General features: G+C 70.0%; 13 protein-coding genes and 1 pseudogene. 13 read left to right on the forward strand and 1 reads right to left on the reverse strand.

All coding sequences use genetic code 11. The features are described from left to right. Positions 1 to 11 precede the first annotated feature (11 nt). Entirely contained in the window at positions 12 to 695 is a 684-nt protein-coding gene (locus tag QE377_RS11265) for an amino acid deaminase (protein ID WP_307323094.1), read from the reverse strand. Positions 696 to 748: 53 nt separating this feature from the next. Here QE377_RS11265 and QE377_RS11270 point away from each other — a divergent pair, with 53 nt between their 5' ends. The 13 genes and pseudogenes from QE377_RS11270 to QE377_RS11330 all read left to right on the forward strand — a co-directional run bounded on the left by QE377_RS11270 (position 749) and on the right by QE377_RS11330 (position 14,301). Continuing rightward, entirely contained in the window at positions 749 to 1,405 is a 657-nt protein-coding gene (locus QE377_RS11270; RefSeq protein ID WP_307323097.1) for an HAD family hydrolase, read from the forward strand. Positions 1,406 to 1,446: 41 nt separating this feature from the next. Next, entirely contained in the window at positions 1,447 to 2,424 is a 978-nt protein-coding gene (locus QE377_RS11275) for a phosphate/phosphite/phosphonate ABC transporter substrate-binding protein (RefSeq protein WP_137417854.1), read from the forward strand. Then, entirely contained in the window at positions 2,421 to 3,236 is an 816-nt protein-coding gene (gene phnC / locus QE377_RS11280) for a phosphonate ABC transporter ATP-binding protein (RefSeq protein WP_307323101.1), read from the forward strand. The genes QE377_RS11275 and phnC overlap by 4 nt, the downstream gene beginning before the upstream one ends. A 336-nt stretch (positions 3,237 to 3,572) precedes the next feature. Beyond that, the gene (locus QE377_RS11285; RefSeq protein WP_307323103.1) at positions 3,573 to 4,034 is read left to right on the forward strand and encodes an ABC transporter permease; all 462 of its coding nucleotides are present in this window, start codon (positions 3,573 to 3,575) and stop codon (positions 4,032 to 4,034) included. Beyond that, a complete protein-coding gene (gene phnE / locus QE377_RS11290) occupies positions 4,031 to 4,864 on the forward strand; it encodes a phosphonate ABC transporter, permease protein PhnE (RefSeq protein WP_307323105.1) in 834 nt (277 codons plus the stop codon). The genes QE377_RS11285 and phnE overlap by 4 nt, the downstream gene beginning before the upstream one ends. Beyond that, entirely contained in the window at positions 4,854 to 5,711 is an 858-nt protein-coding gene (locus tag QE377_RS11295) for a MurR/RpiR family transcriptional regulator (protein WP_307323106.1), read from the forward strand. The genes phnE and QE377_RS11295 overlap by 11 nt, the downstream gene beginning before the upstream one ends. Before the next feature lie 121 nt (positions 5,712 to 5,832). Continuing rightward, a complete protein-coding gene (locus QE377_RS11300) occupies positions 5,833 to 7,407 on the forward strand; it encodes a glucoamylase family protein (protein ID WP_307323109.1) in 1,575 nt (524 codons plus the stop codon). A 13-nt stretch (positions 7,408 to 7,420) separates the two neighbouring features. Continuing rightward, positions 7,421 to 8,056, forward strand: coding sequence for a TetR/AcrR family transcriptional regulator (locus QE377_RS11305; RefSeq protein ID WP_307323111.1), 636 nt, complete (start codon positions 7,421 to 7,423; stop codon positions 8,054 to 8,056). A 100-nt stretch (positions 8,057 to 8,156) separates the two neighbouring features. After that, the gene (locus QE377_RS11310; protein ID WP_307323113.1) at positions 8,157 to 9,419 is read left to right on the forward strand and encodes a sugar ABC transporter substrate-binding protein; all 1,263 of its coding nucleotides are present in this window, start codon (positions 8,157 to 8,159) and stop codon (positions 9,417 to 9,419) included. Between the two features lie 4 nt (positions 9,420 to 9,423). Then, positions 9,424 to 10,375, forward strand: a pseudogene (locus QE377_RS11315) (carbohydrate ABC transporter permease). A gap of 11 nt (positions 10,376 to 10,386) precedes the next feature. Then, complete coding sequence (locus QE377_RS11320; protein WP_307323115.1) at positions 10,387 to 11,241, forward strand: carbohydrate ABC transporter permease; 855 nt, start codon at positions 10,387 to 10,389, stop codon at positions 11,239 to 11,241. Positions 11,242 to 11,273: 32 nt separating this feature from the next. Beyond that, complete coding sequence (locus tag QE377_RS11325; protein WP_307323117.1) at positions 11,274 to 13,118, forward strand: glycoside hydrolase family 3 protein; 1,845 nt, start codon at positions 11,274 to 11,276, stop codon at positions 13,116 to 13,118. Between the two features lie 40 nt (positions 13,119 to 13,158). Continuing rightward, complete coding sequence (locus tag QE377_RS11330) at positions 13,159 to 14,301, forward strand: LacI family DNA-binding transcriptional regulator (protein ID WP_307323119.1); 1,143 nt, start codon at positions 13,159 to 13,161, stop codon at positions 14,299 to 14,301. Positions 14,302 to 14,308 lie beyond the last annotated feature (7 nt).

Here is a 14,308-nt window from a genome sequence, read left to right on the forward strand (position 1 = left end):
GCGTCGGGCGCTCACTCGACGGCGTTCCAGCGCAGCCGGGGCGGCTCGGCGTCGATCGCGGCGAGCGTCTGGTCGGGGGAGGAGACCGGGAACGTCGTCACGAGGCGCTCGCCCTCACCGCGATCGATCGCGTAGGCGAGGGCGAAGGGGCCGGATGCGGCGCGCCGCCCGATGGCGATCCGCGCGCGCACCGGTCCGATCCGCTCCTCGCGCACCGTGTGCTCGGCCAGCAGGGTGCGGGCGGCGTCCGTGATGCGCGCGAGCGGCGTGACGGAGACGGCGTGGCCGCGCAGGGCCTCGGCGTGGAAGAGCGTGCGCTCGCCGTAGGCGGTGGCCAGTTCCGCATCCAGCCACCGCTCGCGCTTGAGCCCGTACGGCGTGTCGGCGAGGGAGAAGAGATAGCCGTAGACGTGCACGAGCCCCGCGTTGCCGACGGGCCAGGTGGCAGTCAGACCCGCCGTGGTGTGGAGGTGGTGGAACAGAGCCTCGGGGACGACCGGCTCCCCGGTGTTCTCGTCCACGGCGGTGGAGAGCTCCCACGCGTCGAACATGCCGTCCGCCGCGTCCTGCCGAATGGATGCGGCGATGCCGGGCAGGAGTGCGAGCGCCGCGACGGGATCCTCCGTCGCGCGGCGGGCCGCCGTATCCACGCGGTCGGTCGATGATTTAACCGGCTGTTCATCGGGCGTGGTCATTGCGTCCACAATCCTCCTTCACCATGGACGAAGCGTCCATCTGAAGGAGCCCCGTGCCACGTCCTGTTCTCATCTTCGACTTCGACGGTACCGTCGCCCTCGGCGACGGGCCGGTGCTGGCCTATGCCGCATCCGTGGCCGTCGCCGGCCGTCTGCCGGAGAGTTTCGTCACCGAGGTGCGGCGGGGGCTCGAGGACCCGAACGCGGAGGGTGCCGTCGACGGCTACGACCTCGTCCGCATCCTCGCCCTGCGCGCCGGCGCCGACGAGACGCACCTCGCGTTCGGCTACCGGGCGAGCCGAGGGATGCTGGCCACGTCCGCCGCGCCGATCGGCACCCCCGCGGGTCTGGCGCGACTGCTCGACGAGGTCGACGCGGAGCGGATCCTCCTCACGAACGCGCCCGATGTGCGCCTCACCGAAGCGCTCGAGGCGCTGGGGCTCGCGGGACGTTTCGACCGGATCGTCACGGATGCGGCGAAGCCCGCCGGCCTGGAGATGCTCCTCGACGAGCTCGATCCCGCCCGGCCCGTCCTGAGCATCGGCGACATCTGGCGCAACGACCTCGCCCCCGTCCACGCCCGCGGCCACGCCACGGCGCTCGTGGGCGCATCCGCAGCTCCCGAGGCCCGGCCCACCTACCGCGCCGCGCGCCTGGACGACCTCCTCGACGACATCTCCCGCTGGGCGCTCGCCGCCCGCGTCGCCTGACCTCACCGACCCGCACACCACCCCGATCCGAAGGACACCACATGAACATCACCCGCCTGCGCCTCGGCGCCGCAGCCGCCGTCGTGGCGGCCGCATCCCTGCTCCTGGCCGGTTGTGCCGGCTCGGCCGATCCGGGAACGAGCGGCGCCGCGGCGGACCCCGACTCCCTCGTGCTGGCGCTGGTCCCCTCGCAGGACCAGAACGGCCTCGTCGACACCGCGAAGCCCCTGACCGACATGCTCACCGAGAAGCTCGGCATCCCGGTCACGGGCGTCGTCGCGAAGGACTACCAGGCGGCGGTCGAGGCCATGGGTGCGGGCCAGGCCCAGATCGGCTTCCTGCCCTCTCTCCAGCTCTGGCAGGCCAGCGACAAGTACGGCGCCAAGGTCGTGCTCCAGACCGAGCGCAACGGCAACATCACCTACCCGGCGCAGTTCATGACGAACAACCCGGACAAGTACTGCGAGGACACTCCCGTCGAACGCGACGGGATGCTCTTCTGCAACGGCGCCGACGCGATGAAGGGCCCGGCGGGCCTGGACTCCATCACCAAGGTCAAGGGTGCCAAGGTCGCGATGCTCGGACCCGGCTCTCCCGCCGGCTACATCTATCCCGTGCTGGCGCTGCAGGAAGCCGGCATCAACACCGACAGCGACATCGAGAAGCTGCCGGTCACCGCGAACGACGCCTCGGTGCTCGCGGTCTACAACGGCGACGCCGAGGTCGGCTTCAGCTTCTGGGACGCGCGCACGATCGTGAAGAAGGACGTCCCGGATGTGGGTCAGAAGGTCGTCGTCTTCGCGATGACGGACGAGATCCCCAACGACGGCGTCGCGCTCACCTCCGACCTGTCGCCGGAGCTGCAGCAGAAGATCACCGACGCGCTCGAGGAGTACTCCAGCTCCGACGAGGGCTCGAAGGTGCTGCAGAGCATCTACTCGATCACCAAGCTCGCGCCCGCCGACCCCTCGTCGCTCGACGTGGTCGCCCGTGCGGCGCAGCAGTTGGGTCTGCAGTGACGACGACCGTCGGTCGAGAGGCTGGGGCTGCGGCCCCGGCCTCCTGGCCCATCCGCCTGCGCGACGTTCGGGTGCGCTACCCGAACGGCACGATGGGCCTGCGGGGTGTGAGCCTCGATATCGCCGCCGGCGAGATGGTCGCGGTCGTGGGACTCTCCGGCTCCGGCAAGTCCACCCTCATCCGCACGATCAACGGGCTCGTGCCCCTCTCCGCGGGTTCGCTGACGGTCGGCGACACCGAGCTCGCGGGCGCGAGGCCCCGCACGCTCCGGCGTCTGCGCGGCGGCATCGGCATGGTGTTCCAGGGGTTCAACCTCGCCGGGCGCACCAGCGTCCTGAACAACGTGCTGGTCGGGCGACTCACGCACACCCCCACCTGGCGCACGCTCCTCGGCGCCTACACGCCGGCCGACAAGCAGCTCGCCTACGAGGCGCTGGAGCGCGTCGGCATCCTCGCGAAGGTCTACGAGCGCGCCTCGGCGCTCTCGGGCGGCCAGCAGCAGCGCGTCGCGATCGCCCGCGCCCTCGCGCAGCAGCCGCGGATCGTGCTCGCCGACGAGCCCGTCGCGAGCCTCGACCCGCCCACGGCGCACGGGGTGATGGGAGACCTCCGCCGCATCAACCGTGAGCTCGGCATCACGGTGCTCGTGAACCTCCACCTCCTCGATCTCGCCCGTCAGTACGGCACCCGGCTGATCGGGATGCGGGCGGGTGAACTCGTCTACGACGGCGCAGCCGCCGACGCCACGGACGCCGACTTCGCCCAGATCTACGGTCGGTCGGTCACGGCCGAGGATCGGCTGGGCTCGTGAGCGCGTCGTCGCTCGAGCTGCCGCCCAGACCCGGTGGCCGGTGGCGCGGCTGGGCGATCGCCGCCGTCGTCGCCGCGGTCACGGTGTTCATGTGCCTGCCCGTGGTCGGGATCGACTTCGACCTCAGCGGCATCGCACGCAACTGGCAGCACGGCGCGAGCAAGGTCCTGGGGCTGCTCCAGCCCGACTGGTCGTTCTTCCCGCGCACCGTCGGACCGCTCCTGGAGACGCTGCAGATGGCGGTCATCGGCACCGCCGTCGGCGCCGTCGTCTCGCTCCCGCTCAGCTTCCTCGCCGCCCGCCCGACCCAACCCGCAGCCGTGGCTCCGGGGTGCCGTGCGCACCGTGCTGAACGTCGTGCGCGCCGTTCCCGACCTGCTGTCGGCCGCGGTGCTCGTGGCGATGGTCGGCGTCGGTGCGCTTCCCGGCATCCTCGCGCTCGTGCTCTTCAACGTCGGGATCATCGTCAAGCTCGTCTCGGAGTCGATCGACGCGATGGATGCGGGCCCGATCGAGGCGGGCCGTGCGGCCGGCGGTACCCAGCTGCAGATCAACCGCACCCTCGCGCTGCCGGACACCTGGCCGGCGTTCGTCGCCCAGACTCTCTACGTGTTCGAGCTCAACGTGCGCGCCTCGTCGGTGCTGGGACTCGTCGGTGCCGGAGGGCTCGGCCTGCTCATCGACGCGGTGCGCACCTATTACCGCTACGACCAGCTCTCGCTCATCATCCTGGAGATCCTCGTGCTCGTCGTCCTCCTCGACGCCCTGAGCGCCGCCGTCCGCCGGAGGCTCGTATGAGCGCGGTCGACACCTCGCCGGCGCGCACCGCGCCCGCGTTCGCGCTGCCTGAGCGACCGCGTCGACCTCTCGCGCTCGTGGTCGGCGCCGCCGTGACGATGATCGTCGTCGCCGCCTTCTGGTCGGTCGACATCACGTGGTCGCGGCTGGGGGAGCTTCCCGCCGCGATCGTGCGCTACATCTGGCTCATGTTCTCGGCCCCGGACTGGTCGAAACTGCCCGAGGCGCTCTGGCAGACCTGGCGCAGCGTCGAGATGGCCTGGGTGGGCACCGTGCTCGGCGTGATCGTCGCGACGCCGCTGAGCCTGATGGCCTCCCGCGGTTTCGGGCCGGCGTGGCTGCGCTCCGCGCTTCGCCTCGTCTTCTCCGTCATCCGTGCGGTCCCGGAGATCATCTTCGCCATCATCATCCTGTCCATGACGGGGCTCACGCCGCTCACCGGTGCTCTCGCTCTCGCGGTCAACGGCGTCGGCACGCTCGGCAAGTGGGGATACGAGGCGGTCGAGGCGGTGCCGCAAGGGCCGATCGAGGCGGCGCGTGCCGCCGGCGGGAGCACCCTGCAGGTGCTGCGGTGGGGTGCGTGGCCGCAGGCGACCCCGGCGTTCCTGTCGTTCTGGCTCTACCGGTTCGAGATCAACGTCCGCTCGTCCGCCGTGCTGGGCCTGATCGGCGTGGGCGGAATCGGCGACATGCTGACCACCTACACCCAGTACCGTGAGTGGTCGACGGTGGGGATGCTGCTGATCGTGGTCATCGCGGTGACGATGACGATCGACGCCATCAGCGGTGCGGTCCGCCGCAGGATCATGGAGGGTGCGCGTGTCCGCTGACGCTGCCACGACCGTGCGCATCGCCGCGCTGCGCAACGTCCTGCAACCGACCGAGAGAAGAGTCGCCGACCTCATCGTGTCGGAACCGGAGGTCGTCGTGGAGCTGACCGCACAGCAGCTCGCCGACCGGGCGGGCGTCGCGCGCTCCTCCGTCGTGCGGGCGTGTCAGCGCCTCGGCTACCGCGGATACCCCCAGCTGCGGGTCGCGCTCGCCGCGGAGCTCGGTGCGCAGCCGGACGCGGCGACCGATCACGGCGTGGGCGTCCTTGGCCGCATGCGCACCGCGATGGACCGGGCGGCGCAGGCGCTCGTCGGATCGGCCGGACTCCTGACCGAGGATGCGGTCGCCGCCGCGGTGTCGCGCGTCGCCCGCGCGCGTCGGGTGCTGGTCGTCGCCAACGGTCTGTCGTCGCCGCTCGCGAGCGATCTCGCGATGCGGCTGACCGCGGTCGGACGTCCCGCGGAGATCGTCGCGGACCCGATCGCGCAGCAGATCTCCGCACGCCAGCTCACGAGCGACGACGTCTGTCTCGTGATCAGCGGCTCGGGGGCGAACGAGGCGAGTGTGCGGGCCGCGCGCGCGGCCGACGCCGCCGGCGCCGGCGTTCTTCTCATCACCTCGTTCGTCGCCTCGACACTGGCCGAGATCGCCGACCTCTCCCTCGTCCTGGCGCCCGCGGGTGCGACATTCCGCGACGAGCTGGAGCACACCTCTCGCGCCGTGCACGCCGTCTTCGGCGAGGTGCTCGTGGATGCCGTCGCGGCCGAGCTGGGGGAGCGGTCGCCCCGCATCCGCGCTCAGGTGCTCGAGATCCTCTCGGAGAACCTGGCGGACCCCGCCGAGTGAACGGGTGCTCGTTCGGCGGATGAGGCCGCCCCGCGCTCGGGGTCTTGAACGAAAACCGATCACATGTAAGGGTTTTGGGACTCGGTTCCCCCCGGAGCCGCTTTCGACGAGGAGAGCGACGATGAGAAAGACGACCCGTTTCGTGCTGGCTGCTGCATCCGCTGCGGTGCTGGCGGTGACGACCGCGACGCCCGCGCTGGCGGATGCGGTGCCCACGGGCAACGGCCATGGCCACGACGACAGCGAGACCCGCACGTTGGAGCGTTATGCCGCCGACACGTGGGCATCGCTGGTCGCGATGACGGATCCGGACACCGGCCTCCCGTCGGACAACATCGACGGCGCGCTGCAGACGGCGGGCGCCTACACCTCGCCGACGAACATCGGCGGCTACCTGTGGTCGACGGTGACCGCCCGCGACATCGGGCTGATCGACCGGCGGGAGGCGCGCGAGAGGATGCGGACGACCCTCGAGACGCTCGACCGGCTGGAGCGCAACGACGCCAGTGGGATGTTCTACAACTGGTACGACCCGGCGACCGGTGCCAAGCTCACGACCTGGCCCGACTCGGGCGATCCCGTCGAGCCGTTCCTGTCGACGGTCGACAACGGCTGGCTGGCCGCATCCCTCCGCATCGTGCGAGAAGCGGATCCGAGCCTGGCCCGTCAGGCGAACGCTCTGTACCGGTCGATGGACTTCGGTGCCTTCTTCGATCCGGCGGGTGCGGCGGGGCTGCCTGCCGGCACGAACCGCGGCGGGTTCTGGGACTCCCCGCCCACGGGCTGCAGTGTCGAAGCGCCCATGTACAACGGCTCGGGCGAGACCGCGTACTACACGTGCCACCACTACGACACGACCGTGAGCGAGAGCCGCATCGCGACCTACCTGGGCATCGCGAACGGGCAGATCCCGCCGACCGCGCTGTACGGCACGCACCGCACGATGCCGCCGGGCTGCGACTGGGCCTGGCAGGAGCAGCTGCCCACCGGTACCACGCGCACCTACGACGGCTTCGATGTCTGGGAGGGGGTCTACTCCTACGACGGGCTGAGCTTCGTCCCCAGCTGGGGAGGCAGCATGTTCGAGGCGCTCATGCCCGATCTGCTGATCCCCGAGGCCGAATGGGGAGAGAGCTCGTGGGGGCTGAACCATCCGATCACGGTCGCTGTTCAGGAGCGGCACGGGCAGGACGCCGGCTACGGCTACTGGGGCTTCTCGCCCGCCAGTGATCCGTTCGGCGGCTATGCCGAATACGGCGTCGACCTCGCGGGGATGCGCTCGGACGGCTACACCTCCGATCGCGAGAAGACGGACGTCGACATCGACCGGCCCGGCTGCTCGGTGGGCACCAACCCCGATCCGCAGTTCGGTGACGGAGTGGTGACTCCGCACGCGAGCTTCCTCGCGCTGCCCTACGACCGTGAGGGCGCCCTCAAGAACCTCTCGGGCATCGAGGACGACCTCGGCGCGTACGGCCCCGGCGGCTTCTACGACGCGGTCGCGGTGCACAGCGGCACGATCGCCGAGCGCTATCTGTCGCTGGATCAGTCGATGATCATGGCCGCCATCGGCAATGAGCTGACCGGCGATAGCCTCAAGGACTACGTCGTGGACCGCGGCATGGAGAACAGGCTGCGCCCCGCGATGCAGGCGCAGGTGTTCGGCTCGAGCTGGGGCGATCCGGACGGTCGATGACGAGAGGGATGCGGTGAGCACACCCGACGAGGCGAACGGGGAGGAGGCCGCCTCCTCCCCGTCGCGCGGCAAGCGTGGCAGCTATGCGAAGGGTCAGGTCCGTCGTCAGCAGATCGTCGAGGAGGCCCTCGTCGTGTTCGCCCGCAGCGGGTTCGACGCGGGTTCCCTGCGGGCGATCGCCCGGGGCGTGGGGATGACTCCCGCGGGGCTGTTGCATCACTTCTCCAGCAAGGAGGAGCTCTTCGTCGAGGTCCTCCGCCAGCGCGACGAGCGCATCCGAGCGGCGGTCGGGGATCCGGCCGAGCACAGGCTCATCGAACAGAGCGCGGATGTGGTCGCCTACAACCAGAGCGCGCCGCGCGGCCTCTCCGCGCTGTACACGACGGTGGCCGCGGACGCGATCGATCCCGCCCACCCCGCGCACGGGGAGTTCGTCGACCGCTATCGCGACTCGGCCGCATCCGCCGAGCGGATCATCGCAGCGGGGCAGGCCGCGGGGGAGATCCGCTCCGATGTCGATCCCGCCAGGGCCGGCCGGATCATCAGCGCCGTGATGGACGGGCTGCAGCAGCAGTTCCTGCTCGACGAAGAGGTCGACATGCGGGCGCTCTTCGACGAGTTCGTCCGCGGCTACCTGCGGCCGCTCTGAGGTCATGTCCACGCCTCCATCGATGGGGGGTTGCTACAATTTAAGCGCTTAAGTACCGTAGTGACGACGCCATCAGGTGTGTCTCGTTCAAGGAGGAACCATGAAACATGTTCGGCTCGGCGCCGCTGCGCTGCTCGCCGTCGCCGCCCTCAGCCTGGCGGGATGCGGCCGGGCGGATGATGCGGGAACGACGTCACAGGAAGCCTCGACCATCGGGAACGAGCCCGCGACGGGCAAGATCACGATGTGGGCGATGGGCGCCGAGGGCGAGGCGCTTCCCGACTTCGTCAAGACGTTCGAAGAGGCGAATCCGGGTGTCGAGGTCGATGTCACCGCGATCCCGTGGGACTCCGCGTACAGCAAGTTCCAGACCGCGATCGCGAGCGGCAACACCCCCGACATCGCGATGATGGGCTCGACCTGGATGGCCGATTTCGCCGATGCCTTCCAGACCGTCCCCACCGATCTCGACACCTCGGGTTCCTTCCCGGGCGCGGTCGAGTCCAACAAGGTCGGAGATCGCGCGGCGGGCGTGCCGTGGTACGTCGACACGCGTGTGCTCTACTACCGCACCGACATGGCCGAGCAGGCCGGTTGGACGAGCGCTCCCACGACGTGGGACGAGCTCAGCCAGATGGCCGCCGACATGAAGTCCAAGGCGGGAGCGGAGTACGGCATCCGCCTGCCCGCCGGAAACGACTCCTTCCAGGGCACGCTCTGGATGCCCTGGTCCAACGGCGCCTCCCTCGAGGACGGGTCGGCATGGACACTCGACACCCCGGAGATGGTCGAGGCGTACGAGTATTACCAGAGCTTCTTCACGGACGGACTCGCGAATCCGTCGGCAGACCGTTCGTCGGGGGCGCAGGAGGCGGACTTCGTCGCCGGCCGCACCCCGATGCTCATCGACGGCCCCTTCATGATCGGCTCGCTCGAGAAGCTCGGCGGTGCGGACTTCTCCTCAAAGTTCACGACGGCCGTGCTCCCGACGAAGGAGTCCTCGACATCGTTCAGCGGCGGCTCGAACCTCGTCGTCTTCGACGACTCCGACAACGCGCACTCCGCATGGAAGCTCGCCCAGTGGCTGAGCGATCCCGAGACGCAGGCCCGCTGGTACGACCAGACCGGTGACCTTCCCGCCGTCCAGGCGGCGTGGCAGGACGACGCGCTCGCCTCGCAGCCGACGCTCGCAGCCTTCGGCACGCAGCTCGAGACCGCGAAGTCCGTCCCGGCGACGACGACCTGGGTGAAGGTGGCCGCGGCGGGAGACGCCGTGCTCGAGAAGATACGGCTGGGAACCATGAGCCCGGCAGACGCGATGAAGGAGCTTCAGAGCAAGGCCGACGCCGTGGGGCTGGGCTGATCCCATGACGCAGACATCACTGGCCGCGACCGGAGCGGGCCTGGCCGGCTCCGGTCGCGCCGGCGGTGGCCGCCGGTCGAGCCGTCGCAGGCGTCAGGGCCTGATCGCGTGGGGCTTCGCGCTCGCCGTTCGTCCTCGTCTTCGCCGCTTTCATGGTCGTGCCGATCGTCGGCTCGTTCGCGATGTCGTTCACCGACTTCCGCGCGCAGGACATCCGCTCGCCTTTCGCGGTGAACTTCGTCGGTCTCGACCAGTACCTGGCCGTGCTGGGAGACCCCACCTTCCTCAAGTCGGCGGGTGTCACCGCGACCTTCGTCGTGATCGGCATCCCGGTGACCATGGCCGTGGCGCTCGCGCTGGCCCTGGCGCTGAACTCCGGCGGTGGTCGGATCGTCGCGTTCCTCCGGGTGGGCTTCTACGCGCCTGTTGTCACGAGCATCGTCGCCGTCTCGGTCGTGTGGCGATACATCCTGCAGCCCGAGGGTCTGCTGAACGCGGCGCTCGCCGTCGTCGGCATCCAGGGTCCCGACTGGCTCAACGACACCACCTGGGCCCTCCCCTCGCTCATCGCGATGGCCGTCTGGCGCAACGTCGGAACGCTCATGGTGATCTTCCTCGCGGGCCTCCAGGCCATCCCGACCGACGTCAAGGAGGCGGCGGTCATGGACGGGGCCTCCGCCTGGCGCCGCCTCACCGCGATCACCCTGCTGCTGCTGCGTCCGACCCTCCTGCTGGGCGCCGTTCTCATCTCGGTCGGCTTCCTGCAGTTCTTCGAGGAAGCCTTCGTGATGACGCAGGGCGGACCGCTCGACTCGACCCTGTCGGTCGCCTACTACACGTTCAAACAGTTCGGCTTCGGCGAGTACGGCACCGCATCCGCTGCGAGCTACATCCTGTTCCTCGCGATCGCGCTCGTGAGCCTCGTGCAGTTCCGGCTGCTGCGCTCGAAGGATTGAAGGAGGAGATCATGACCTCGACGACGATGGCCTCCCGTCGCGCCCGTCGCGCGCTCACCGGCCGTGCCCTCACCTACACCGTGCTGGTCGCGGGCCTCATCGTGTGGGTCCTGCCGTTCGTGTGGATGCTGCTCGGTTCCGTCAAGACACAGGGCGAGATCCTGCAGCGCCCGCCCACCTGGCTCCCGCAGCAGATCACCTGGGAGAACTTCGCCCAGTGGTTCGGGCCCCTCGACATCGGCCGGTTCTTCACGAACAGCATCGTCGTGGCGCTGCTGACCGTCCTCGGCAACCTCGTGTTCTGCTCCATGGTCGGCTACGCGCTGGCGAAGATGGACTTCCCCGGCAAGAGGGTGCTGTTCGCCGTCGTGCTCATCACGCTCATGGTGCCGGGCATCGTGACCTTCGTGCCGCTGTTCGTGATGGTGTCCTCCTTCGGTCTCACCAGCAGCTATGCCGCGCTGATCCTGCCGTTCGTCACGACCCCGTTGGGCGTGTTCCTCATGCGGCAGTTCATGCTCGGCATCCCCGACGAACTGCTCGAAGCCGCGCGCATCGACGGTGCGGGAGAGCTGCGCATCTTCGCCCGTGTCGTGATGCCGCTGTGCGGACCGCCGCTGGCGACGCTCGGCATCCTCACCTTCCTCGCATCGTGGAACAACTTCCTGTGGCCGCTCGTGGCCGCCCAAAGCGAGGACATGTACACCCTTCCCGTCGCCATCTCGCTCTACGCGACGGGGCAGAACGCGACCGACTACGGCCTGCTGCTCGCGGGCTCCGTGCTGGTGATCGCCCCGATCATCCTCCTGTTCGTGTTCCTGCAGCGCTACTTCATCCAGGGCGTCGCGACGACGGGGCTCAAGTGAGCGCCGTCGACACGCACCCCAGAAAGGCCCCCATGTCCGCGACCTTCTCGACCGCCCCCGACGGCACCCGCTACCGCGACCTGAACGGCAACGGCGTGATGGATCCCTACGAGGATCCGCGCCTGTCGCCCGAGGAGCGCACGGAGGACCTGCTCGAGCGGCTGAGCCTCGAGGAGAAGTGCGGACTCATGTTCCAGACGGTCATCGAGGTCGGCGAGGACGGCGAGCTCCTCGAGCAACCGGGACGCATCTCCAAATCGCCGACCACGACCGTCGTGCGCGACAAGCACATGAACCACTTCAACGTGCACGCCATCCGCACCGCGCGGCAGGCGGCCACGTGGAACAACGCCCTCCAGTCGCTCGCGGAGAAGACGCCGCACGGCATTCCCGTGACGATCAGCACCGATCCGCGCCACGCGTTCGTGGAGAACACGGGGGTGGCCTTCTCGGCCGGCCCGTTCTCGCAATGGCCGGAGGGACTGGGTCTCGCAGCCATCGACGACGTCGACACGGTGCGCGCCTTCGCCGACATCGCACGGCAGGAGTACGTGGCCGTCGGCATCCGGGCGGCGCTGCACCCGCAGATCGATCTGGCGACCGAGCCGCGGTGGGGGCGTCAGGCGCAGACGCTGGGTCAGGACGCAGAGCGCGTGGCCGAGTTCACCGCCGCCTACCTGCAGGGCTTTCAGGGCGATCGGCTGGGTCCGGACAGCGTCGCCTGCACGACCAAGCACTTCCCGGGAGGCGGCCCGCAGAAGGACGGCGAGGACGCCCACTTCCCGTATGGCCGGGAGCAGGTCTACCCGGGCGGCATGTTCGAGTACCACCTCGAGCCGTTCCGCGAGGCGATCCGGCGCGGAACGGCCGGGATGATGCCGTACTACGGGATGCCGGTGGGCCTCGAGCGCGGCGGAGAGTCGATCGAGGAGGTGGGGTTCGGCTACAACCGGCAGATCGTCACCGACCTGCTGCGCGGCGAGCTCGGCTACGACGGTGTCGTCGTGACCGACTGGGAGCTCGTGAACGACAACCACGTCGGCGACCAGGTGCTGCCGGCCCGGGCGTGGGGAGTCGAGACGCTCACCCCGGTCGAGCGGATGGCGAAGATCCTGGATGCGGGCGCCGACCAGTTCGGTGGCGAGGAGTGCGTCGAACTGCTGCTGGAGCTCGTGCGCTCGGGTCGCGTGAGCGAGCAGCGCATCGACGAGTCCGCGCGTCGCCTGCTCCGGGTCAAGTTCGCCCTCGGCCTGTTCGACGATCCGTACGTCGACGTGGACGCGGCCGAACGGATCGTGGGCAACGCGGACTTCCGCGCCGCCGGCGAGCGCGCGCAGGCCCGCTCGCTGACCGTGCTGCTGAACCGCGAGGGCGCCGAGGACGCGACGCTCCCGCTGCGGCCGGTACAGGCGCTGTACGTCGAGGGGTTCGCCGACGCGGATGTCGCCGAGCTCGGAACGACCGTCGCCGACCCCGCATCCGCCGATCTCGCGATCGTTCGGATCAAGGCGCCGTTCGATGCGCGCGACGATCTGTTCCTGGAGGCGTGGTTCCATCAGGGCTCGCTCGACTTCCCGCCGGGGCTCGTCTACCGCCTCCAGCAGATCGCGCGCCAGTGCCCGCTGGTTCTCGTGGTCACGATCGACCGCCCCGCGATCCTCACCCCGTTCGTGGCGGATGCGGCGGCCATCGTCGTCGACTACGGCAGCTCTCCCCGCGCGGTGATCGACGCGCTGACCGGGCGGGTGCGGCCCGAGGGACGGCTGCCGGTCGAGCTGCCGCGCTCGATGGACGCCGTGCGGGCGTCGAGGGAGGATGTACCGTCGGATACCGGGGATCCGCTGTTCCCGGTGCGTCACGGGCTGCGACTCGCCTAGAGCACGCACGGCCTCTGTCGCAGGGAAGGATGTCGCACGCGTGAGTGAACGCCCGCGGACGCGCCGCACGACCGTCTACGACGTGGCCCAGGAGGCGGGTGTGTCCATCGCCTCCGTCTCGTTCGCCTTCCGCCGCCCCGAGCAGCTCAGCGAGGCGACGCGCGAGCGCGTGCTGGAGGCCGCGAGGCGGCTCGGCTACGCGCCGAGCGCTTCGGCGCGAGGGCTCGCGCGCGGGCGCACCGGCATCCTGGGCCTGCACGCGTTCGACCTGATGCTCGAGCGGGCCCACGAGCCGGCGGCGCGGGCGCGGGCGCTGCGCGATCTGCACAGCCCCGATCTCGAGGGCCCGCGGATCATTCCCTGGGCGGAGACCGACGACGAGCTGCTGGCCGATCCGAGGGCGTTCCCGCTGTACGTCGACGAGGTCCAGCGCGGATTCGCGCTGGAGTGCTGGGTGATGGGCAGGCCCGTCATGCTCAGCAGCGGCTCCGACAGCGATGTGTCGGTGGCGGACACGGCGGGGCGTGTGGACGGGCTTGCGATCTTCCCGTCGGAGGGATCGGCGGCTGTGCTGTCGCGGTTCTCCTCGTCCATACCGATCGTGCTCTTCTCCGCAGCGCCCGCTGCCGACGGGCATCATCGCGTGCGCGTCGACAACACGCAGGGGATGCGCGAGGTGATGACGCACCTGCTCACGGTGCACGGCGTGCGCTCGTTCGCGTTCGTCGGACGATTGGACTCCTGGGACGGTGAGGAACGCTTCGCCCAGTACCGGGAGAGCCTCCTCCAGGCGGGGATCGCCTCGGAGGACGAACCGGTCGACGCGACCGTGCGCGGGCCCGATCGGATGGCCGAGCAGCTGCACACGCTCGCCGAGGCCGGACGGATGCCGCGGGCGCTCGTGTGCTCCACGGACCAGAACGCGCTGGCGGCCATGGACGTGGTGCGCGAGCTGGGCTTCCGCGTTCCCGAGGACGTCATCGTCACCGGGTTCGACGGGATCCTCGCCGGGCGGCTGAGCACGCCGGCGCTCACCACCGTGCGTCAGCCGATGGAGGCGATGGGGCGCGCAGCCGCCCGCATCCTCGCGGGAACGGCCGGCCCGCTGCCCGAGGACGGTTCGCCCTTCGACGCGGTGTTCGCACCGGCGCTCGTCGTGCGCGCCAGCTGCGGCTGCGGCTGAGCCGGGC

The sequence above is a fragment of the Microbacterium sp. SORGH_AS_0862 genome (assembly GCF_030818795.1).
Classification (GTDB): Bacteria; Actinomycetota; Actinomycetes; order Actinomycetales; family Microbacteriaceae; genus Microbacterium.